Here is a 22992-nt window from a genome sequence, read left to right as displayed (position 1 = left end):
AAGAGCAATGTTCATATAACTTAACAGATCGAGAATGGATACAGGGGGGAAATAAGAATGATTCGTAAAAAGGTTCAAAAGATAATAGCTTTAGCTCTTAGTATGTCTTTTATTGGTCAATTAGTTATTGAAAATCAAGCTTTTGCAGCACCATCAGTTAATAAGATATCAATGATAAATAATGAAAATATTGTACAACCATTGGCAATAGAGCCATATGTGCAAAATTTTGATAATGGAGATATTAGTGGATGGTCTAAAGTATGGGGAGGAGGCACCATATCAGCAGAAGAAGGTGGATTGGCTGTCCAAGGCGGAAATTGGAATACATCATCTGATGGAAAGCAATTTACTATGATAGTAGATAACAATTCACCAGAAATTAAGGATGGACAATTAGAGACTGATCTTAAAGTAAGAAGTCATGCAGGAAGAATGTCATTAGTTATAAGATATGTAGACAATAAAAATTATGAATGTATTGGTTATGATGTTGGAGGAACATGGGTTTATCATAGGAGCACAAATGGTAGTGAGACTAATACAGTATTAACAAGTAGTGGACCTTCATTAGCACAAAATACTGAGCATAAAATAAAGGTTCAATATGCTGGTACAAATTTAAAACTATTCGTAGATGATGAAAAAATATATGAAGGCAATGTGTTAACAGAAGATAGAACGGGTAAAATCGGAATTAGAGGATGGGGATATACTGATAATTATTCCTATGGAATATATGATAATTTAACATTATCACAATATAAAGAAGTTTCTGTTACACCTAATAAACAATATGTATTATATTCAAAAGCAGGAACGTATGATATTCCTATAAATTTATCTAATAATGAAAATGTTTTAATTGATGTAAACGTTAAAGATGAAGCTTTAATTAGGAATGTGGACTACACATTAGAAGGTAATGTATTAACTATAAAGAAAGAATATATTACTAAAGTTAAAGAGAATGGAACGACTAATATGGAACTTGTTTTTGAAGATGGATTTAAGAGCAGTTTTATTTTAGATGTTCAATTACCACCAGAAGAGTATATTGAATATACTCGTGATTTTACAAATGGAATAAATGGAATGAGTGTGGTTGTTGGTAGTGCCAATATTTCATCTGAGAATAATAAATTAAGTATTCCACAAACATCTAATGCAATTGTAATAGATGAAAATTCACCAGAACTTTATAATAGTGAAGTTGAATTTACAGTTGACCCATTAAATGATAATGCTAATTTTGGAGCAGTTTTAAGATATGCAGGAGAAAATTCTTGGACATATATAGGTGTTGATGGATCAAGTAGTGAATGGGGTTCAACTTGGTATGTAACTAATAGTAATGGGGCTAGAAGAAATTTATTTAGAGATAGTTCTAGAATTTATGCAAATCGTGTAAAACCATATACAGTTAAAATAAAATTAGTAGATAAGATTGTAACTGTATACTTAGATGGAGTTGCTATATACAATTCTACAGTAGATGAAGTAACAACTGAAAAAGGAAAAGCAGGTATTAGATTTCATAGTAGTAATGGAGGAAAAGTAGGAACTTTCTCAGTAACAACAGCTAGTAATATAGAAGAATCTAATATAGAAGAAGACTCAACTAATATTGAATCAGGACAGCTTAAGGTAACTATGGATAAAAATTTCCCAAGAGTAATAAGTTATGAAATGAACTCTAATAAATTATATGGTCAAGAAATTCCTAATTATGTTGTTGATATAAATACAAAAAGGTATGTACCAAAAGTAACTTCTGATTTTGAAGAAAATAAGGCAATTTACACTGTATCAGTGGATGAAATAGGTGTATCTTTTGATGTTATTTATGAAGTTATAGATAATGTTCTTAATATGAATATTGTTAATATAAATGAAGATATAACTAAAGTCTATACAATTAATTTCCCACAAAATAATTTAGTTTCAGTACGAAGTACTCAAGAAGGTGCTCATTTTAAATCTCAAAGAGTTAATCAAAGTCATACAAGCCATTTTCAAGCTAAGATTGATAGAGATTTAGCTAATACAGTGGCAGATACAACTTATGATGTAACTAATATAGCTATAGTTAATGATAATAACTTAGCAGCTTCAATTACAAACAGCTGTATGAAATCTAATCAGGAAGTAGCATATCAGACTGTAGATATAAATGGGGAGTATACTTCAACTGGTATATGGACTAATGAGTATAGTTATAGAGGATTATTAGATAGTGAAGTAATAGCAGAACCTTGGGCAAAGGTTGTAATTACAGGTGATAGAAATTCTGATAGTAAAGTGGACTATTTTGATGGTGCTATTGCCTATAGAGATGATATAAGAGAAGAAAGATTAGGAACGGAAATAGTACAAAATTCTTATTCTTCAGTAGCTATGAATGTTGGTAGCGTTGCTCAATATCCATTCTTAAGAATATTAGATAATATAAAGAAGTTTGATTTAGGTACAGATGGATTTGGACAAAATATCATTATAAAGGGATATCAATCAGAAGGTCATGATAGTGCTCATCCAGATTTTGCGAATATAAGTGAGAGAGCTGGTGGGGAAGATGATTTCAGAACACTTTTAGAAGAGGCTGAAAAATACAATGCAACAATAGGGGTTCATATAAATCATACAGAAGCATATCCTGAAGCAACTCAATATGGTAGTGTAGTATCTAATACCGCAGGTTGGTCATGGTATGATAGTGCTAAACAAATAATAAGAGAAAATGATATATTAGATCAAGAAGAGGGTATGGAAAAACGTTTAGATGATTTAGCAGAGATTGCACCAGGAATAGATATGGTTTATGTAGACGTATATAGTGATGATAGATGGCCAGCACATAAATTATCTTCTAAATTAAATGATTTAGGTTGGGCAATAGCAAGTGAATATCCACAAGCATTTTCATCAACAAGTGTATGGGCACATCATTTAACATCAGAGTACAATAATGCAGGTGATCTATATCACTTTGTAAATCATCAAACTCAAGAAACATTTTCGTATAGTAATTTATTTAGAGGACTTAGAGATAGAGTTAATGGATTCTTAGGATGGCAAGGAGCTAGTGACTATAATGAAACTATTCAAGAGTTCTTTACAGATGTATTACCTAATAAATATTTAATGAACTTTCCACTAATGCAATGGGAAAGTAACACAAAAGCTATACTTGGAGAAAATAATGAAGTAGTTACTACTTATGAGAATGGTAAAAATATAATTACTAAAGATGGGAAAGTTATAGCTGATGGAAATAAAATATTTATACCTTGGAATGTTGAAACAGAGGATAAAATTTATCACTGGACAGATGCTACAGGTTCTACTACTTGGGAATTGTCAAGTAGTTGGGAAGGACTTAATTCAGTAGTATTATATAAGCTTTCTGATGAAGGGAAGACAGAAAAGACTCTTATTGAAGTTATAAATGGAAAGATTACTTTAAATACTACAGCTAATACAGGATATGTTATTTATAAGGAAGAAACAGAAGATACAAGAGATATGGAGTGGAGCACAGGTAGTCCAGTAAAGGATATGGGATTTGATAGCCATAGCTGGGAATATTCTTGGAATAAGTACAGTACTTTTGAAAACACTAATCATATTAACTTTGTAAATAATAGTAAGGGGAATACTACTATAAGAGTGGAGGGTAATAATGGTGCTGATGCAATTATTACTCAAACGATGACAGGTCTAGTAGGTGGACAAACCTATTCTGCATCTGTTTGGATGGAAGTTTCAGAGGGTAGAAAATCAGAAATATCTGTTACTACACCAGATGGAAAAACAGTTTCAAATTATACAGATAGAAGTAATGTGAAATATGGATCAACTCATAATGATAAGTTAAATACTTATTACCAAAGAGTTAAGATTACATTTACTCAACCAGAGGGAGAAACAACTGCTGAAATTAAATTAAGTATTGAACAAGGAGAAGAGAATTCATGGGTAAATCTTGATGATGTTCGTGTAACAGAAATAGGAGTTACAGAAAAAGGAGATCATTATTACTTTGAAGATTTTGAAAATGTTGATCAAGGATATGGTCCATTTGAATCAACAAAGTAAGATAACAGTCATTTGTCAGAAACTAATGCGCCTTATACAAACGATACTATTGATGGAAGATATTCATTAAAAATTCGCTCAGGTGATTATATGAGAACTTTACCTCATAGAATTAGATTTGAACCAAATACAACTTATAGAATTGGATTAGATCATTTATCATGGGCAGATAATGCTTTTATATTAGGTGTTAAATCAGATAAGGCTAGTGAAGCAGGTGATAGAGATAATTCAGTATTAGTAAGTAAAAGTATAAGTAGAACAGGTACTGTTGAAGTTGAATTTACAACAGGTAATTATGATGATTACTATATTGATATAACAAGAAATGCAGCAACAGAGTACATTGTGGATAATTTATATGTAGATAAGATTTCTGTAGAAGAGGCAGATAAAGCAGAACTTCAAAAACTTTATGATGATAATAAAGATAAAGAAGATAGTTACTATTTAGAAGATGCCTGGAGAATATTCACGGAAGCATTAAATAGTACAAAAGCTGTACTAGATAATAAAGAAGCAACAGAAGAAGAGATTAATGCAGCAAATATATCACTTCAAATAGCTATAATTAATTTAAAGACTTGTGATTTAAATGGTAATAGCAAAGTTGATATAGGTGATGTAGCTATGATTTCAAAATATTATGGAGAAGCAGAAAAAAATAATAGTGATATATGGGAAATTTTAAAGGATTATGATATTAATAATGATAAAGTAATAGATGCAAAAGATATAAGTTTAATAATTAATAAAATAATGAATAAATAATTATTAAAATATAATTGAAAATATAAAAACCGTATTCAATTTGAAAATATATATTCTTATTAATTAAGAAATATTTAAATTGATACGGTTTTTTATTAAAAATAAATATTGAAAATAAATTGGAAATATTATACAATTAAGTAGGAAAGTAAATGTTTACCTTTACAAGATATATATTATATTAAAAATTAGAAACGGTTCCAGAAATGAATAGATGATTATGCATATAAATTATTTATAAACTACATAAATAATTTTATATAAAAAGTTAATTGTTTAAAGGGAGATGGGAGTTTTATGAAGATTAAGAAATTATTAGCACTTACTCTTGCAACTGCATTTGTAGTTGGTTCATTTGTTGGTTGTGGAAGTAATAATACTAAGGAAGAAACAAATTCAAATGAATCTACTAATGGAGGAGAAGAAATTTATTTTTTAAATTTTAAGCCAGAAATAGCAGATGTATATAAGAAAGTAGCTGAAGAATATGAAGCTGAAACAGGAGTAAAAGTAAAAATTGAAACTGCAGCAAGTGGTACTTATGAGCAAACATTAAAATCTGAAATTGCGAAAAAAGATGCTCCAACAATTTTCCAAATTAATGGACCAGTTGGATATGAATCTTGGAAAGATTATTGCTTAGATTTAAAAGATACTGAACTTTATAGTCATTTATTAGATAAAACTTTAGCAGTTACAAGTGGTGAAGGAGTATATGGTATACCATATGCTGTTGAAGGTTATGGAATTATATATAATGATGAAATTATGCAAAAATATTTAGCACTTGAAAATAAAGATACAGATATTAAATCAGTTGAGGACATTAATAATTTCGACACGTTAAAAGCTGTAGTTGAGGATATGCAGGCAAATAAAGATGAACTTGGAATACAAGGTGTATTTGCATCAACTTCAATGGCTGCAGGTAATGCTTGGAGATGGGAAACTCATTTAGCTAATATACCATTATATTATGAATTTAAAGATAATGCAGAAGAAGGGCAAAATCCTTTACAAGTTGGATTAGCTGCAGAGGAAATTGAATTTAAATATAATGAGAATTATAAAAATATTTATGACTTATATACTAATAACTCAGTTTCAGAAAAAGGTGTTTTAGGAAATAAGAGTGTTGATGATTCAATGGCTGAATTTGCTTTAGGTGATTGTGTTATGGTTCAAAATGGTAATTGGGCTTGGTCACAAATTAATGGTATAGATGGTAATACTGTTAAGGAAGAGAATATTAAATTCCTACCAATATATACAGGTATGGAAGGTGAAGAAAATCAAGGTCTTTGCATTGGTACAGAAAACTATTTAGCAATTAATAGTCAAGTTTCAGAAGAAAAGCAACAAGCTTCTATAGACTTTATAAATTGGTTATTTACAAGTGACACAGGTAAAGCTTATGTTACAGGTGATTTAGGATTTATTTCTCCATTTGATACATTTAATGATGATGAAAAACCATCAGATCCATTATCTAAAGAAGTTATAAATTGGATGGAAAAAGATAATATTGAAACAATTAAGTGGACATTCCAAGCATTCCCAAGTCAAAACTTTAAAGATACTTTTGCAGGTGCATTACTTGAGTACGTACAAGGAACTCAAGATTGGGATTATGTTGTTACAACTGTAAAAGATTCTTGGAAATCTGAAAGGGCTCAATAGTATTTAAATTTTAAAAAAGGGGATGTATCTTATGGTACATCCTTTTGTGACTAAAATTAATTATTTTAATATGAATTAAAAATGGTTATAGAAGGGGGAGAAAATTTTGCAAAAAGGTTTAAAGAAATATTTTGGAATATTTGCTTTACCTACATTAATAGCATTCAGTATAGCATTTATAGTCCCGTTTATAATGGGGATTTATTTATCATTTACAAAATTTACAACTGTAACTAATGCGAAATTTGTAGGTCTTGAAAATTATAAAAAGGTATTTGCAACACCTGAATTTACAAATGCTTTAATTTTTACAACTAAGTTTGTTATTGTTTCTGTAATAACTGTTAATGTTTTTGCATTTGCACTTGCATATCTTTTAACAAGAAAATTAAAAGGTACTAATTTCTTTAGAACTATATTTTTCATGCCAAATTTAATTGGAGGAATAGTATTAGGATATATCTGGTTAATAATTTTAAATGGAATATTAAATTATTTTGGAGTTAATTTAACATATGATCCTAAGTATGGATTTTGGGGGCTTGTCATATTGCTTAATTGGCAGCAAATAGGTTATATGATGATTATATATATTGCAGGTATTCAAAATATACCAAATGATATTATGGAAAGTGCCAAGATAGATGGTGCATCTAAGTGGATGACATTAAGAAAAATTACAATACCGTTAGTAATGCCATCAATAACTATTTGTCTTTTCTTAACTATGTCAAATGCATTTAAATTATTTGATCAAAATCTAGCATTAACAGATGGAGCACCAGGTGGAAAAACTGCAATGCTTGCACTTGATATTTATAAAACTTTTTATAACAAGGTAGGTTCAGAAGGTGTAGGACAAGCTAAAGCAGTTATATTCTTTATAATAGTTGCTGCAATTATGTTACTTCAATTGAGTATAACTAGAAAGAAGGAGGTTGAAAATTAATGGAAAGTAAAATAGATACAAAAAATGAACTTAAATATAAACCTAAAAAGAAAAATAATATTTTTTTATATATTATATTAGTACTATTAGCAATATTATTTTTAGCACCTATTTTTATTGTTTTATATAATTCATTTAAAGGAAAATTATATATTAGTAGAGATCCATTTGCATTACCGAATTCAACTACTTTTTCAGGAATAAGCAACTATATAAATGGAATTGAAAAGACAGGATTTCTTAGTGCAATAGGATATTCTTTATTTATAACTATTAGTTCAACGGTGGTAATAATATTATTTACCTCAATGACAGCATGGTATATTATAAGAGTAAAATCTAAGTTCACTACTTTTTTATATTATTTATTTGTATTTTCTATGGTTGTACCATTTCAAATGGTCATGTTTACTATGAGTAAAATTGCAAACATATTAAATTTAGACAATCCACTTGGAATTATAGTAATATATTTGGGGTTTGGAGCTGGACTTTCGGTATTTATGTTTAGTGGATTTGTTAAATCAATACCTATAGATATTGAAGAAGCAGCAATGATAGATGGATGTACACCAATAAAAACATTTTTTTTAATTGTATTTCCATTACTTAAACCAATAACTATAACTATATCAATTTTAAATGTTATGTGGATCTGGAATGACTACTTACTTCCAACTTTAGTTTTAAGATCTGATTATAAAACATTAACTATGGCAGTACAATATTTAAGAGGTGGATATGGAGCTGTTGATATGGGGGCTATGATGGCAGTTTTAGTTCTTGCTATTATACCAATAATTATATTCTATTTCACTTGTCAAAAGTATATTATTGAAGGAATTGCAGCTGGAGCAGTTAAGGGTTAATAAGCTTTATGAAGAAATAGGAATATTAATCAATTCATTATAATAATAATATAAAGTATTCTTAATGAAAGAGGGATTATAATGGAGCAATTAGTATTTAATGTTTTATCAAGAAATGAAAAAGGTAAAAAGGTAAGAAAAAACGGATATATTCCATGTGTTATTTATGGAGATGAAACACATAAGGCTATTTCTGTTAAAATGACTAAAAGAGAAATGTATAGATTATTAACTTATCCTAAGAGTTCAATAATTTCTTTGAAATTAGATGGAGATATAAAAAAATGTATAGTTAAAGATTTGCAAAGAGATACTTTTGGACATATAGAGCATATAGATTTTAACAGCATAAGAAAGGGAGAATCAGTAAACTTAAAAATGCCTATAACATATATTGGTGAAGGCGATTTGGAAGCAAGAGGGTTAAGATTAGAAGTATTATTATCAGAAATAGAACTTCAAGGAGAACCAACTAAGTTTCCTAAATATATACATGTAGATGTTTCAAACTATGAAAAAGGCAGAGAAATATTTGTTAATGAACTCTTAGAATTAAGGGGATTGATTCCGGAAAATGAAAAAGATTTAGAGATAGCTAAAGTTTTAAGTAATTATAATGGAAAAACTGAAAGTGAAGAAAGTACTGAAAAATAAAATTTTAAATAAATATAAATTTTTAAAGGTCATAATTAGTAAAAAACTAATTATGACCTTTAATTAATTATTAAAAAGTTAATGATGTATATTTCCATTTTGTATACTTGGATTTAATTTTAAATATAGGAGGCTAAGTATGCTTTAGGTAGACTTATTATAAAAAATAAATATCTTTTCCTATTGTAAAATATGTGTACGGTATATAACTTAGACTTTCTAAATAAAAATTTGAATCTATAATAAATTTTTTAGAAAGCAAACTTTAATGAAACTAATAATACAATTATTATTGTAGTTAAAATTGGAATAACTACGGATGTTACAAAGATATCTTTATAGCTTTCTTTATGAGTTAATCCACAAATAGCTAATGTAGTTATTACAGCACCATTATGAGGCAATGTATCTAATCCACCTGATGATAATGATGCAATTCTATGAAGTATTTCCGGGGAAATAGATAATTTTTGACTCATTTCAACAAAGGTTGGAGCATGTGCAGATAAAGTTATACCTAATCCTCCAGAGGCTGAAGCAGTAAGTCCATAAATTATATTCACAGAGATAGCCTCTGAAATAATAGGATTAGATGATATATTCATTATACTAGTTTGAATAGTAGTAAATATAGGCAATGCTTTTATTAAACTACCATAACCTACTATTGCACTAGAATTAAGTAATGGAAGAAATGAATTTTTAACTCCATCACTAAGTGATTCATTTAAATTTTTCAATTTCTTATAATTTAATAAAATAATATAAATTATTGATAAAACTATTGCTATAATAACACTCCAAGTTCCAGCAACTTTATCTAATGTAACTCCATATTCATTTAAATAACTGCCATCAGTATTAGGGAAATAAAATTTTGAAAGTGTAAAGTTAGCTATAAAAATTATTAAAATAGGAGCAATAGAAACTATTATGTTAGGTAACTTTTCACAGGAGGAATTTTTAAAGTTGTTTTTATGATTACCATAGCCTTCACCATTAAGCTTTGCTTTTTTAGCTCTTCTTGTAAGCCATATCATACCTAAAGTAAACATAATGATACTTGCAATTATTCCAATTAGTGGTGCAGCAAAGGTATCTGTTCCAAAATAGCTCATAGGTATAACATTTTGAATTTCTGGAGAGCCTGGCATTGCTGTCATTGTAAAAGTAAATGCACCTAAGGCAATAGTACCAGGAATTAATCTTTTGGGGATATCTGCTTCTTTAAATAAAATATTTGCTAATGGATATAAAATAAATGCAACAACAAATAAAGAAACGCCACCATATGTTAGAAATGCTCCAGATAGAACTATAGCAAGAATTGCTTTATCTTTTCCAAGCTTATTACTTATAAATGAAGCTATAGATTTACCATAACCTACTTCATCTATAAGTTTTGCAAAAATAGATCCAGTTAAGAAAAGAGGAAAATAACTTTTAACAAATCCAGCAAATCCATTCATATATACTTCTGTATAATTAGCCATTAAATGACTATTAAGACCAAATGAAATTAAAGTAGTTAATAACCCTATAATTGGAGCAGTTACTATAGTTGAATATCCCTTATATGCTAAATACATAATTAGAGATAAAGAAATTATTAGGCTGATTAAATTTAACATTTGTTTTCTCCTTTGTAATTTACTAAATTTATTATATGTACTTAAATTTAAAATTATTATATAATACATATTAAAAGATAGTAATTATTATATAATAAAAAATATTTAGTAAATAGTAAGTTTTTAAGTAATATATTTAAGGAGATTATGATATGAATACAAAAGAATCAAAAGAAAAGAAAGAAGTAGAAATAGAAGCACCAAAAAGGATTAAATATCAATGCTTACATACTGAAGAAGCAAGAGAATGCACTTGTATAAGAAGTAAAGGATTAGTTTTAAAAAAGTAAGAAATTGAATTTATAATACTATAGATAAAAATTATTATAGTATAAAAAATACTGTGCTATCTAATTAACACAGTATTTTTTATATTTAATTACATAGCAACATTAACTATTTGATACAATATAATTAACAATATCCTCGCATAATTTATGTGTTTTAAGTGAATCTTCTAAATCTATAGGAAGCTTAGAATTGTTTTTTATAGCATCTAAAAATTCATTTATTATACTTACAAATCCTCTTTTATATAAAGTATTATCCCAATCACCAAAGCTAGTTATTGATTTATTATTATTACAATATGATGTAGTTTCAACTAAAGAAGTTACTAAAGCTTTTTTTCCAGAAGCCATATATTCTATAGTTTCTTCTGTAACTCCATTATCTCTATTCATAATTGCTAATGACGTAGTTGTAGAATTACTTAATTTTAATACTACATTATTTAAAAGATTTTTATCTGTTTTAAAATCTACTGTAAAGTTTGTATAGTCATCCATCATTAAAAATCTAACAGTATCTATAACATGAATAAAATCATCAAAAATAAAAGTTCTAATATCACCAGGTAAATTGACTCTGTTTTTTTCCATAATTATAATATCAGCATGTCCCAATGCATGTAATTCTCTAACTTTTGGACAAAATCTTCTATTAAAGCCTATCATAAGCTTTACATTATTGTTCTTAGATAAATTATATAATTCTAATACTTCAGCATAAGTATAGCAAAGAGGTTTATCAACATATACATGTATTTTATTTTCAATTAATGTTTTACATATCTCAAAGTGAGATTCTGTAGAAGAATGAACAAAAGCAACATCAATTTTAGAATTTATTAGATCTTGTATGCTCTCGACAGCTGAAGATAATCTATAAGTTTTTTTTACTTCGTTTAAAGTTTCAGTATTTCTAGTACATAAAATTATTTCGATATCATTTCTAAGTGTTATTACAGGTAAATAAGCTTTTTTGCATATATCACCTATACCAATTATTCCAATTCTCATAAATATTTCTCCTTATCTTAAAAGTATATAAATTCATATTAATTATATAATAGGGAGTAAAATAAAAATATAGAAAGTTTATAATATTATTAAAAGTTACTAAGAAAAATTATAAATAATAAGGTATTAGAATAATATTGCTTATTTGTATGCTTTGTATTATAATATATAATACAAAGTATACAAAGGGAGTGAGATAATGATTATAAAACTAGATATGACTAGCAATATTCCTATTTATGTTCGGCTTAGAAATGAAATTGTTATGGGAATTGGAAGAGGTGATCTTAAAAAAGGGGAAGGCCTTCCTACGGTTAGACAAATGGCGGAAGATATTGGAGTTAATAATATGACTGTAAATAAGGCATACTCTATATTAAAAAATGAAGGATATATAGAGATAGATAGAAGACATGGAGCAAAAATTAATCCATCTTTAGATACAACTAGAGAATTTAAAGAAAAGCTTGAAAGTGAACTTGAACTCATAATTGCAGAATCTGGACTAAAGGGAATTGAATATAAAGAGTTCATGAGAATGTGTGAAGAGATTTATAAAAATATGAATGGTTTAAATAAGGTATGGAATGAGGGGAAAATATGATATTCAATTTAATTTGGGGAAGTGTAGCAATAGTATTCTTAATAACTATTTATTATCAAAGTAAGTGTATTACAAATGGAAATAAAAACATATTAATCGGAGTAACTATTCCCTATTTAGAGCTTAAAAATGAAAAAGTTTTAAGTATATTAAAAGAATTTAAGAAAGAAAATTTTATAATAATGGTGATTGATTTAATATTGTTTATACCATCATTTTTTATAATAATGAATTCAATACAAACTATATATTTATTTTTATGGATATTTATTGTGTTATATTTATCTAGAAGATTATTTATTAAGTATAATAAAAAGCTTATGGATATGAAAAGGGAAAACCAGTGGTTATTACCTAGTAAGTATTTAGTAACTATTGATACTGAAGTCACAAGAGTAAAAAATAAAATGCCTGTTTCTATTCTTTGGTTTATTCCAAGTATAATAATTTCTTTAATTCCAATAGCGATTATATTTAAAAGAATAAATATTTATGGATACTTAGGAATATCAGCTTGTAATGCCTTAATTGCCAATATAATATTTATAATTATGTATAAAATATATTCAAAGGGAAAATCAGAGGTTATAAGTGAAGATTCTAAAATAAATATAGCTTATAATACTATTTTTAAAAGAAATTGGACAGCTGGAACAGTAATTGCTGCTATGATTCAAAGTATTAGTATGTTATTTATGTTTTTACTTTTAATAAATAGTAGTAATAGTGAAATATTATTTATTTTAGCAATAGTAGTACCAGTAATATTAATAATAGGTGGTATATTTTTCATAAATAACAAAATTAATAAAGAGCAAAGTGAAATTTTAAAAAATTGTGAGAAAGTAATATATACTGATAATGATGAGTACTGGAGTAAAGGTGTTTATAATAACCCTAATGATAGAACAGTATCAGTACCAGATAGGACAGGCTATGGGATGACTTATAATTTAGGTACTAAAAAAGGAAGATTAATTTATTATGGAAATTTAACATTTGCAGGTATTTTACTATTAGGACTTACTTCAATGATGATGGTATTTGATTTTTCTACATTTACTTTAAAAGTTGACAATAATACTATTGTAATTAATGCACCAATCTATGGAACTGAAGTTAAAACTAGTAACATAGAATCTATATCAATGGAAAATGGAATCCCAAGTGGAATTAGAACTAATGGAGTTGGGGCATCAACTTATAATTTAGGTAATTTTAGTATAAATGGATATGGTAAGTGTAAATTATATGTTTATTTTGAAAATCAAGAGTATATATGTATTAAATTAAAGGATAATAGCTATATATTTTTTAATAGTAAAAGTGTAGAGGAAACCAATAAGTATTATAATGAATTATTACAGGAAATTAAATAATAAAGAAATTATATTTGAAATGGTAAAAAACAACTATAAAGATTTAAATAGTATGTTAATAAAAAAAGTTAATAACTTTGTAACAAGTAAACAAAACTATGTAAAAACTTTCACGTATTATATAATTAAATAATATGTGGAGGTTTTTTATTTATGAAGAAATTAATTATAGCAATACTAATAGTGTTTAATATATTTATTATAGGATGTACGGATGATACTATAGTTTTAGAAAGTGATGCAAGGATAGAGCAGAGTCTAAATAAATATGAAATAACAGAAAAAGTTATAGAAGATAAAGAAGAGTATACTATTTTTGAACCAGTATTTTTCAATGAAGATAAAGTATATGGAACACTATCACCTACCAAACTTAATGTTGGATATGAAAGTGATGAGATAGACATGCCATATTTAATTAATTTAAATGGTGAAGTAGAGAAGTTAGATGAAAATTATTTTACAAGGGCAGAAAAGAGTAATTTAATAGATGTTGATAGAAGCTATGGAATTTATAGTGAAGGATTACATTTAAGAGATCGAACTTATTATTATGCTGATATCAAAAATAATATAAAGATAAAATTAGATAATTATGAAACTCTTATTTATGAATTAGAGGATAGTAAAAAAGACTATTATTACATAGGTTTTAAAGTAAATGAAGATTATTATGTAAACTTGCTTAATATAAACAATACTGGAGATACAAGAGGGTTTGGAGAAGAAGAAAAAATTACTATAATAGATATAAAAAACAATAAAGTTTATAATACTTATGTAATTAAAGCAAACTATAGATATTTTTATTATGATATTAAAGAAAATAATATAATGGCTATAGATGAAACTGGCAAAGTTAGTAAAGTAGAAATTATAGATGATAAAATAGTATTTGAATATTATAAAACTATTGATTTGAAAGGGTTAAGATTTGATATATGGTATTTAAATAATTATACAAAAGGTGATAATATAATTTTAAACTTATATGATGATAATACATTTCATGAACAGGTTATATACAATATATATTCTAATGAAGTAATTAAGTTAGATAAATTTATAGTTAATAATATAGATAATAGTGATTATATAATTAGTAGTTATAATGGTGATATTTATTTATCGGAAATAAATGATGAATTAAAAATAGATTTAATATATAAAATTGCTAAGGCAGAGGAGTATGATAATTTTGATGGAGTAATAAATGATAAAGGAAATACTATTTTTTTAAGAAAGGTTCTTTATAATGATACGACAGTAGATGAATCACCAATATCTTATATTAAAAAGGTAGAGTATTCTTTTATTGAAATAGAGAGATAAGAGAGTTGCTTATACAATATAGTTAGATTTTATATAAATATATATAGGGGAAGGGGAAACGCTTAATTTAAGCTTTATATAATTGATTATGGATAAAAGAAAGATACTAGTAGTTGAAGATGAATATTCAATAAATGATGGATTAACATTTGCCTTAAGAAAAGAAGGGTATGATGTTAGAAGTGCATTTAATGGGAGAGAAGCCCTAGAGTTATTTAAAGAGTTTAATCCAGAAGTTGTACTTTTAGATTTAATGTTACCTGATATTGATGGATTTGATATTTGTAGAGAAATATCAAAAAGTACTTATGTAATAATGATAACAGCTAGAGGAGATATTTTTGATAAAATAGTAGGATTAGAACTAGGTGCTGATGATTATATAGTAAAGCCTTTTGAAATAAGAGAAGTCTTAGTTAGAATAAAGGTTATTTTTAGGAGAAAAGAAAAGCATTTAAAAAATACTTTGCCAAAAGAAAGTCCGGAGGTTATAAAGGGAATAACAATTTTATCAAAAGATAGAATTGTTTTAAAGAATAAAAAAGAAGTTCCATTAAGAAAAAAAGAATTTGATTTGCTAAATTTTTTATATGAAAATAGAGGCATAATATTTTCAAGAGAAGATTTGTTGGAAAAAGTTTGGGGATATGATTATGGTGGAGATACACGAACTGTTGATGTTCATATAAGAAGGTTAAGAAATAAGCTCAATGAAGAAAAAGATAATTCTATAGTTGAAACTGTTTTTGGAGTAGGCTATGTGGTTAGATAGAGTTTTATTTAATACTTTGAAGGGAAAGCTTTTATTTGGAATTATAAGTAGTATAGTACTTATAAATTTGATATTTACAGTTTTTGTAGCAGGTTTTTTAGAAAACACTTTAAAAGATGATATTATTTTAGAAATGGAAAAAGTAAAAAATTTTTCCCTAGATAGCATTAAGCAAGGGAAAGTAACTGAAGAGTCTTTGTGGAAAATATTAACAATAATACAGGGGCTATCGGATTCATATGTTGCTATTGCCAATAAGAATATGGAAATAGAAGTATTTGTCAGGGATACATTAAACGAGAAAGAAATTAAGAGAATTTTAAATGAAAGTAATAATATAAGTTCAATAATTAAGTTTAAAAGGTTAAATAATAATTATTATATCACGTATAATTATCCTGTATATTTGGATGGAAAATTTTATGGTAATTTAATTATTCAAAAGGATTATAGTGATAAATATAGTATAAATATTAAAGCTATAGGAATAATTTTATTAGGACAATTTATTATAGTAATTATAATAATAAGTGTAGTTTCAATTTTAATAAATAAAATTACAAAACCAATTAAAGTGTTGAAAAACTCTATGGAGAAATTTATAGAATCTAAAGATGAAAATGATGTATTAATAAAAACCAATGATGAAATAAGTGAATTATCTAAAAGCTATAATTTAATGAAAAATAAAATAAAAAATCAAATGAATATAATAGTTGAAGAAAAAGAAAAGGTAGAAAAACTACAAAAAATTTCGAGAGAATTTTTTAACAATGCAACTCATGAGTTAAAAACTCCTATTACTTCAATTTCGCTTTATGCACAGATTTTAAGAGATGAGGATGTAAAGAAGTTAGATGAAGACTTTATTTATAGAGCAACAAATAGAATGGTGCTAGAAAGTGAAAAAATGAAAACTTTAGTTGAAAAGATACTTGAGGTTTCTAAAGGTGAAGTTAAGCCAAATAAAAACAAAGTTGAATTCTCAATTACAGAGATTATAGGAGAAATAATTGAAGATTTTGAAGTAAAGATACATAATAGAAAGTTAACAATAGATGCTGATTTAGATGAAATAAGATTAATAGCAGTTTTAAATGATATAGAACAAATAATAAGTAATCTCTTAGATAATAGTATTAAATATAGTACAAGTAGTAGTATTAATATTAAATTATATAAGCGTGAAGAAAATATTATATTTGAAATAAGTAATGAGTGTGGTGAATTTCCAGAGGATATAAAATATAGATTATTAGAGCCATTTATAAAATATAATACTTATGAAAATATTGATAAAGAAGTTAGTAGTTCAGGATTAGGCTTATACTTATGTAATGAGTTAAGTAGAAAAAATAATGGAAGCTTATCATATGAAATTAAGAATAATAAAATAAAATTTACTTTGAAATTATTAGTAGAGTAAAATTTGAATAATAGGATGCAAAAAAATATATTAAATGTTTTTTGAATCCTATTATTTTTTATTTATACTTTTAAAATATAAAATATTATATTTAGTTTATTAAAAAAATGAAAGCTGTTCCTGTATATAACCATTTTTGTAATCATAAATGATATCATTGATTTTATAAAGAATTCCTAATTTAGAACATCAGCGGCTAATATTCAATTATACAACAAAAGTGGTTTCATCAATCCAAGAATATTCAGATTTTAATGCTTTAATATCCTCTGTTAATTTGAAAAGAGCAAAATCTTTTTCCTTACATTCAAGCATTACATCTATATCTATATCAAATACTTTAACTTTTTCTAAAAAGCTCACAAAATCATTGGCATTAATAAAGTCAGAATGTTTTCTATCTTTTTCTCCATCTCTAGGTGAAGAAAAGTGAAGCTTTGGAGGAAGTTTTTCATTTTTCCAAGTAGAAAATATATCAGGTATTAAGCTATAAATATCTTCACCATTATTATTACAATTATGATGGTGTATGTCTAAAACCATAGGTAATTTAAGTTCATTACACAGATATAAAGTTTCTTTTGCTGTATATGTCTTATCATCATTTTCTATTATAAGTTTTGATTTTATCTCTTCAGGAAATGTATTGAAGTTAGTAATAAATCTTTCTATACCAGCTTCTTTTCCATTAGTAGCACCACCAACATGGATAACCATTTTTCCTAAATTATAATTAAAATCTTCAAACCATTCTGCTTGCCGCATTAAATTAATTTTTGTATTTTCAACTACTTTAGGATTTATACTATTAATTACGTTAAATTCATCGGGATGAGTATCAACTCTCATATTAGAATTATTAATTAATTTTCCTACATATTCAAAATCTTTTTTTAGAAATTCTCTATGTCCCCAATAACCAACTTCAGGATGGGTAACAAGAGGAATAAGAGCAGATGTTATTCTATAAAAATGAATATTATTAGCTATATTATACTTAATAATTGTTTCTAAATCTTTTAAGTTGGATGATGAAACTAATTTAAGCTTTTCAAGTTTTTTTTCTGGAGTAGTTATTTTATTATAATTAGTAAAAGTAACTGTACTAGAGGATGTAACTTTTTTACCTAATTTTTTTGAGATAGCAACATAGCCAAGTCTAACTTTCATAGTTTTCCTCCGATAATAATGTAGAATTTTATTTTATAAAAATAGTATGTCCATATAAGTAAAAGCATATGTTTATTAATAGATTGTGAGAGTTTTAATAATAAAAATATTTTAATTTATTTGTTATAAATTTCAAACTCCACCAACAAAAAAATTAAACTTATATAATCAAAAACAAAAAAGTGATGTATAATAAATAGTGTTAGAGTTTATTTAAAATTTTAAATCTTTAAAACTTCTAACAAGGGAGGGCTTAATGTTAATTAATTCTCACTTAGCTATAGGTTCATATTGTTATAAGATTTGTAATGAAAAGTATAATTTAAATTTAAATAAGAGAAATTTTCTATATGGGTGTATAGAACCTGATCTTCATAAAAGAAAAAATAAAATAAAGCACACATATAGTGTTTCAAAAGATAAGATGGGTGAATATAAGAGATATATAGAAAATAATGATTTAAGCATAGATGAAATATCATTTATTGTAGGGCAAATAGCTCACTATATTGCAGATTGTTTTTGTAAATACCATCTAGAAGAGTATTATGGTAAAGATATGATGGAACATTTTAAGTATGAAGTTATTCTTCATAGAATATTAAAGAAAACATTAAGTAAAAATGAGCAATTATTTGAAAACATTTTAGATGACATTGAAGAAACAGGATGTTATTTGGAAAAGTTAAAAAGTAATAGAAAAGACTATCTGGATTTAGATGAAGATTGTATTAATGATATTTATTTTACAATAAAAACTACTTGTGAGCTTTTATATGCAACGCAAGGTTATTTTGTAAAAGTTATGGAGTTATATGGATAAAATTAAAATAGGAGTTATTTCATTATTGGAAATAGCTCCTATTTTAATTTTAAAGTATAAAAAATAAATTATTAAAGGTGTTAAGTAGCTATTGTTTTTAGTAGATGATAGATACTATGTGGAAATTTAAGTGAAAAATTATATGTATAAGCTTTAGTTAAGAATTGAATTTTAACCTAGACAGCTTAAATATAAAATTTTAAGTTTTACTTATGATATAATATTAAATTATAAAATTATTAATGAGCAAAGAAGAAAAAGCTATTATTTAAATATTTATAAGTGAAATATAGATTATTTATTTGTATTAAGATAGTATAAATTAAAATAAACAATTAGATAGAAGGTGGATTTATGAAAAAGTGCATAGGAGTACTTGCACATGTTGATGCGGGAAAAACAACATTTTCAGAGCAAATATTATATCATACAAAAAGTATTAGAAGTAGAGGAAGAGTAGATCATAAAAATTCTTTTTTAGATAACCATAATATAGAAAAAGAAAGAGGAATTACTGTATTTTCTGATCAAGGTGTTTTTGAAATGGGAGATTCAACATATTATTTAATAGATACTCCAGGGCATATAGACTTTTCATGTGAAATGGAGAGAGCTATAGGGATAATGGATTATGCAATACTTATAATAAGTGCAGTAGAAGGAGTACAAGGACATACAGAAACAGTATGGAATTTACTTAAAAAATATAATGTACCAACTTTATTTTTTGTTAATAAATTAGATAGAACTGGAGCTGATTTAGAGAGGGTTATTAAAGAAATACAGATTAATTTAACTAATGACATATGTTATATAGATAATCTAAACAATCTTAATGAAGATGCAATAGAATTTATTTCAGAAAGAGATGAAGAACTATTAGAAAGATATTTTAATGGAGAATATCAACAAGAAATTTGGATTAATAAATTAAAAAAATTAATAAAAGAAAGTAAGCTTTTTCCTTGCTTTGGAGGTTCTGCTCTTCAAGATGTTGGAATAGTAGAATTTTTAGAAGCATTAGATAGGTTAACTTATACTGAATATGATGAGAATACAGAGTTTTCAGGAAAAGTTTATAAAATTCGTCATGATGATAATGGAACTAGAATTACATTTATTAAGGCTTTAAGTGGAATACTAAAGGTGAGAGATGAAATTAATGTTTTAAATGATGATGAAAATATAGTAAAAGAAAAGGTAAGCAGTATTAGAACTTATAATGGAAATAAGTTTGTTACTGTGGACAAGGTTGTAGCGGGGGATATATTTGCAGTTACAGGAATTTCAAAAATTAATTCTGGTGATGGGATAGGGAATTTAAAAGAAAAAACTAATTTTCAAATGGTTCCTACTTTAATGTCTAGTGTACTATTTGATAGGTCGTATAATATTAAAGAAGTTTTAGGATATTTTAAAATATTAGAGGCAGAAGATCCATCTTTAAATGTTTTATGGAATGAAGCATATCAAGAAATTCATGTTCACATTATGGGAAGAATACAGTTAGAAGTTTTAAAAGAAGTTGTGTTCGAAAGATTTAATTTAAAAGTTGATTTTGGACCATGTGAAATAATGTATAAGGAAACTATCAATAATAATGTTAAAGGATATGGTCATTTTGAACCATTAAGACATTATGCTGAAGTACATTTAATGATAGAAAAAGCTAAACGAGGGGCTGGAATAGTATTTAAAAATAAATGTCATACAGATCATTTAACAACTGGAAATCAAAATTTAATACGAAGTCATATTTTTGAAAGAGAACATCATGGAATTTTAACAGGTTCACCACTTACTGATGTTAAAATTACGTTATTAACAGGAAGAGCTCATAATAAACATACAGAAGGTGGAGATTTTAGAGAAGCTACTTTTAGAGCGTTAAGACAAGGATTAGAAAAAGCAGAAAACATATTGTTAGAACCATATTATAAATTTAAAATAGATGTAGAACTAGATTATATGGGGAGGGTACTATCTGATATTCAAAAATTAAATGGTACATTTGATTCACCAAATACTAGCTTAAATAAAGTTAGTATATCTGGAAGAGGACCGGTAGCAACATTTATGGATTATAGCATGGAACTTATAGCTTTTACAAAAGGAAAAGGTAGTATTAGTTTAATATTTGATGGATATGATATTTGTCATAACACAGAATATGTAATTGAAAAAAGGGGATATAATAAAGATGCAGATATAGAATATAGTTCAAACTCTGTATTTTGTTCAAAAGGGCAAGGATTCATTGTACCTTGGAATGAAGCAGAGAGCTATATGCATTGTGAAATAATATAAGATTAAATTGGAGGTTAAGATGGTAAATAACAATGAATATTTGAATTTTATTTCTGATGCAAAATTTCCTAAGGGAAATAGAGAGGAAGATTTGTGGCTTATATTTAAAGATAAACAAATACTTATTAAAGAGAATAAAGGAAGAATAATAACGCCAACATTTAAAGATGTTAAAAATTTTATTGATGGATTAGAAACTAAATATCATTTAGGAGAATTAAATGGCATTCATTGCTTTTGTGGAGAAATAAATTCTTGCGTTGAAACAGATGGAGAGTTTGAACTTTTATCATTAAGGCAAGGAGCTGCAGTTATAGATAAAGATATTTTCCCTATATGGGGTAGAGCGTCCCAAATAATACATTTTCATAAAACTAATAAATATTGTAGTGTATGTGGAGCTGAAAATAAGATTTCAGAAAATGAATTTTCAATGGAATGTTCAAGCTGCAAATATACAACTTATCCAAATGTTTGTCCTGCAATAATTGTTGGAATAACAAATGGAGATAAAATATTGCTTGCTAACAATAAAAATTTTCCAGAAGGATTACATAGTGTAATTGCTGGTTTTTTAGATGTTAATGAAACTTTAGAAGACTGTGTAAAACGCGAAGTTTTAGAGGAAGTTGGGATTAAGGTCAAAAATATTAAGTATTTTGATAGTCAACCATGGCCTTATCCAAATTCCATAATGATAGGTTTTACAGCTGAATATGAATCAGGTGAAATAAAAGTTGATGGAGATGAAATAGTTCATGCAGCTTGGTATAAAAAAGATAATCTACCTATGATACCTGATGAAACAACAATAGCAAGAAGAATAATAGATTCACTTTTATAAGTAAATTAAAACCATTAGTAATGAAAGCTATATCGCCATTAGTAATGAAAGCTATATCTTTAAAAAGATATAGCTTTCATTACTAATGGTTTATATTTTGAATAACAATAAGAAGAATTGCAAATTATATAAGTAGATATTAATTAATATTATTTGGAGGTATAGGAAATGGATAAAAATAAAAAAGTTTGTTATTGCTTTAATGTATCAGTAGATGATATTGAAAGAGCTATAGAAAATGGTGCAGATTCTTTTGATGAGGTTCAAGAAGCAACTAATTGTGGAAAAGGTTGTGGTTCATGTTTAGCAGAAGCTAAAGCTGTTGTTGAAGAATTATTAAAAAATAAGAGAGATTAGAATAGAATTTTATTATATTATTAAT

General features: G+C 26.3%; 19 protein-coding genes. 16 read left to right on the top strand and 3 right to left on the bottom strand.

The annotated features are described in order from the left end of the window. The first annotated feature begins 57 nt into the window (after positions 1-57). From HMPREF0216_RS11645 to HMPREF0216_RS11620, 6 genes are all read left to right on the top strand, one after another. Positions 58-4098 (top strand): endo-alpha-N-acetylgalactosaminidase family protein, encoded by a 4041-nt coding sequence (locus HMPREF0216_RS11645; RefSeq protein WP_005214487.1) that lies wholly within the window; start codon positions 58-60, stop codon positions 4096-4098. A gap of 12 nt (positions 4099-4110) precedes the next feature. Beyond that, positions 4111-4869, top strand: a complete 759-nt coding sequence (locus HMPREF0216_RS11640; RefSeq protein ID WP_005214484.1) for a dockerin type I domain-containing protein — start codon at positions 4111-4113, stop codon at positions 4867-4869. A 297-nt stretch (positions 4870-5166) separates the two neighbouring features. Then, a complete protein-coding gene (locus HMPREF0216_RS11635) occupies positions 5167-6549 on the top strand; it encodes an ABC transporter substrate-binding protein (protein WP_005214482.1) in 1383 nt (460 codons plus the stop codon). Positions 6550-6655: 106 nt separating this feature from the next. Then, positions 6656-7498, top strand: a complete 843-nt coding sequence (locus HMPREF0216_RS11630) for a carbohydrate ABC transporter permease (protein WP_005214480.1) — start codon at positions 6656-6658, stop codon at positions 7496-7498. Next, positions 7498-8367 (top strand): carbohydrate ABC transporter permease, encoded by an 870-nt coding sequence (locus tag HMPREF0216_RS11625; protein ID WP_005214479.1) that lies wholly within the window; start codon positions 7498-7500, stop codon positions 8365-8367. Before HMPREF0216_RS11630 ends, HMPREF0216_RS11625 begins: the two co-directional genes overlap by 1 nt. An 81-nt stretch (positions 8368-8448) precedes the next feature. Then, positions 8449-9021 carry a 50S ribosomal protein L25 gene (locus HMPREF0216_RS11620; protein WP_005214478.1) on the top strand — a complete coding sequence of 191 codons (573 nt, stop codon included), beginning with the start codon at positions 8449-8451 and terminating at the stop codon, positions 9019-9021. A gap of 251 nt (positions 9022-9272) precedes the next feature. Here HMPREF0216_RS11620 and HMPREF0216_RS11615 read toward each other — a convergent pair whose 3' ends face one another. Further along, the gene (locus tag HMPREF0216_RS11615; RefSeq protein WP_040419797.1) at positions 9273-10652 is read right to left on the bottom strand and encodes a GntP family permease; all 1380 of its coding nucleotides are present in this window, start codon (positions 10650-10652) and stop codon (positions 9273-9275) included. Between the two features lie 152 nt (positions 10653-10804). Here HMPREF0216_RS11615 and HMPREF0216_RS17355 point away from each other — a divergent pair, with 152 nt between their 5' ends. After that, entirely contained in the window at positions 10805-10942 is a 138-nt protein-coding gene (locus HMPREF0216_RS17355; protein ID WP_005214476.1) for a hypothetical protein, read from the top strand. 102 nt (positions 10943-11044) lie between these two features. Here HMPREF0216_RS17355 and HMPREF0216_RS11610 read toward each other — a convergent pair whose 3' ends face one another. After that, positions 11045-11953 (bottom strand): Gfo/Idh/MocA family protein, encoded by a 909-nt coding sequence (locus tag HMPREF0216_RS11610; protein ID WP_005214475.1) that lies wholly within the window; start codon positions 11951-11953, stop codon positions 11045-11047. 199 nt (positions 11954-12152) lie between these two features. Here HMPREF0216_RS11610 and HMPREF0216_RS11605 point away from each other — a divergent pair, with 199 nt between their 5' ends. From HMPREF0216_RS11605 to HMPREF0216_RS11585, 5 genes are all read left to right on the top strand, one after another. After that, positions 12153-12557 (top strand): GntR family transcriptional regulator, encoded by a 405-nt coding sequence (locus HMPREF0216_RS11605; RefSeq protein ID WP_005214474.1) that lies wholly within the window; start codon positions 12153-12155, stop codon positions 12555-12557. Continuing rightward, positions 12554-13936 carry a PH domain-containing protein gene (locus HMPREF0216_RS11600; RefSeq protein ID WP_005214473.1) on the top strand — a complete coding sequence of 461 codons (1383 nt, stop codon included), beginning with the start codon at positions 12554-12556 and terminating at the stop codon, positions 13934-13936. The genes HMPREF0216_RS11605 and HMPREF0216_RS11600 overlap by 4 nt, the downstream gene beginning before the upstream one ends. A 153-nt stretch (positions 13937-14089) precedes the next feature. After that, positions 14090-15268: a hypothetical protein gene (locus HMPREF0216_RS11595; protein ID WP_005214465.1), complete on the top strand. Its 1179-nt coding sequence runs from the start codon at positions 14090-14092 to the stop codon at positions 15266-15268. An 88-nt stretch (positions 15269-15356) separates the two neighbouring features. Then, positions 15357-16040 carry a response regulator transcription factor gene (locus HMPREF0216_RS11590; RefSeq protein WP_005214464.1) on the top strand — a complete coding sequence of 228 codons (684 nt, stop codon included), beginning with the start codon at positions 15357-15359 and terminating at the stop codon, positions 16038-16040. Beyond that, entirely contained in the window at positions 16027-17466 is a 1440-nt protein-coding gene (locus tag HMPREF0216_RS11585) for a sensor histidine kinase (RefSeq protein WP_005214463.1), read from the top strand. Before HMPREF0216_RS11590 ends, HMPREF0216_RS11585 begins: the two co-directional genes overlap by 14 nt. 207 nt (positions 17467-17673) lie before the next feature. On the opposite strand, the gene uvsE is transcribed toward HMPREF0216_RS11585, so the two are convergent. Then, positions 17674-18636: a UV DNA damage repair endonuclease UvsE gene (gene uvsE, locus HMPREF0216_RS11580; RefSeq protein ID WP_005214461.1), complete on the bottom strand. Its 963-nt coding sequence runs from the start codon at positions 18634-18636 to the stop codon at positions 17674-17676. 256 nt (positions 18637-18892) lie between these two features. Between uvsE and HMPREF0216_RS11575 the strand changes: the two genes are divergently transcribed. The 4 genes from HMPREF0216_RS11575 to HMPREF0216_RS11560 all read left to right on the top strand — a co-directional run bounded on the left by HMPREF0216_RS11575 (position 18893) and on the right by HMPREF0216_RS11560 (position 22967). Beyond that, positions 18893-19459, top strand: coding sequence for a zinc dependent phospholipase C family protein (locus HMPREF0216_RS11575; RefSeq protein ID WP_005214459.1), 567 nt, complete (start codon positions 18893-18895; stop codon positions 19457-19459). 354 nt (positions 19460-19813) lie between these two features. Then, positions 19814-21766, top strand: a complete 1953-nt coding sequence (locus tag HMPREF0216_RS11570; RefSeq protein ID WP_005214458.1) for a GTP-binding protein — start codon at positions 19814-19816, stop codon at positions 21764-21766. Positions 21767-21785: 19 nt separating this feature from the next. Beyond that, the gene (nudC, locus tag HMPREF0216_RS11565) at positions 21786-22610 is read left to right on the top strand and encodes an NAD(+) diphosphatase (RefSeq protein ID WP_005214457.1); all 825 of its coding nucleotides are present in this window, start codon (positions 21786-21788) and stop codon (positions 22608-22610) included. Positions 22611-22778: 168 nt separating this feature from the next. After that, positions 22779-22967: a (2Fe-2S)-binding protein gene (locus HMPREF0216_RS11560; RefSeq protein ID WP_005214456.1), complete on the top strand. Its 189-nt coding sequence runs from the start codon at positions 22779-22781 to the stop codon at positions 22965-22967. Positions 22968-22992 lie beyond the last annotated feature (25 nt).

Origin of the sequence: Clostridium celatum DSM 1785 (assembly GCF_000320405.1) — a bacterium.
Classification (GTDB): domain Bacteria; phylum Bacillota; class Clostridia; order Clostridiales; family Clostridiaceae; genus Clostridium; species Clostridium celatum.
Note: the sequence above shows the minus strand (reverse complement) of the source record. Positions and strands in the feature narration are given on the sequence as shown.

What these genes read in the sequence shown, in the direction of transcription:
- HMPREF0216_RS11645 (WP_005214487.1), top strand. Translation starts at nt 58, where the DNA reads ATGATTCGTAAAAAGGTTCAAAAGATAATAGCTTTAGCTCTTAGTATG.
- HMPREF0216_RS11635 (WP_005214482.1), top strand. Translation starts at nt 5,167, where the DNA reads ATGAAGATTAAGAAATTATTAGCACTTACTCTTGCAACTGCATTTGTA.
- HMPREF0216_RS11625 (WP_005214479.1), top strand. Translation starts at nt 7,498, where the DNA reads ATGGAAAGTAAAATAGATACAAAAAATGAACTTAAATATAAACCTAAA.
- HMPREF0216_RS11620 (WP_005214478.1), top strand. Translation starts at nt 8,449, where the DNA reads ATGGAGCAATTAGTATTTAATGTTTTATCAAGAAATGAAAAAGGTAAA.
- HMPREF0216_RS11615 (WP_040419797.1), bottom strand. Translation starts at nt 10,652, where the DNA reads ATGTTAAATTTAATCAGCCTAATAATTTCTTTATCTCTAATTATGTAT.
- HMPREF0216_RS17355 (WP_005214476.1), top strand. Translation starts at nt 10,805, where the DNA reads ATGAATACAAAAGAATCAAAAGAAAAGAAAGAAGTAGAAATAGAAGCA.
- HMPREF0216_RS11610 (WP_005214475.1), bottom strand. Translation starts at nt 11,953, where the DNA reads ATGAGAATTGGAATAATTGGTATAGGTGATATATGCAAAAAAGCTTAT.
- HMPREF0216_RS11605 (WP_005214474.1), top strand. Translation starts at nt 12,153, where the DNA reads ATGATTATAAAACTAGATATGACTAGCAATATTCCTATTTATGTTCGG.
- HMPREF0216_RS11600 (WP_005214473.1), top strand. Translation starts at nt 12,554, where the DNA reads ATGATATTCAATTTAATTTGGGGAAGTGTAGCAATAGTATTCTTAATA.
- HMPREF0216_RS11595 (WP_005214465.1), top strand. Translation starts at nt 14,090, where the DNA reads ATGAAGAAATTAATTATAGCAATACTAATAGTGTTTAATATATTTATT.
- HMPREF0216_RS11590 (WP_005214464.1), top strand. Translation starts at nt 15,357, where the DNA reads ATGGATAAAAGAAAGATACTAGTAGTTGAAGATGAATATTCAATAAAT.
- HMPREF0216_RS11585 (WP_005214463.1), top strand. Translation starts at nt 16,027, where the DNA reads ATGTGGTTAGATAGAGTTTTATTTAATACTTTGAAGGGAAAGCTTTTA.
- uvsE (WP_005214461.1), bottom strand. Translation starts at nt 18,636, where the DNA reads ATGAAAGTTAGACTTGGCTATGTTGCTATCTCAAAAAAATTAGGTAAA.
- HMPREF0216_RS11575 (WP_005214459.1), top strand. Translation starts at nt 18,893, where the DNA reads ATGTTAATTAATTCTCACTTAGCTATAGGTTCATATTGTTATAAGATT.
- HMPREF0216_RS11570 (WP_005214458.1), top strand. Translation starts at nt 19,814, where the DNA reads ATGAAAAAGTGCATAGGAGTACTTGCACATGTTGATGCGGGAAAAACA.
- nudC (WP_005214457.1), top strand. Translation starts at nt 21,786, where the DNA reads ATGGTAAATAACAATGAATATTTGAATTTTATTTCTGATGCAAAATTT.
- HMPREF0216_RS11560 (WP_005214456.1), top strand. Translation starts at nt 22,779, where the DNA reads ATGGATAAAAATAAAAAAGTTTGTTATTGCTTTAATGTATCAGTAGAT.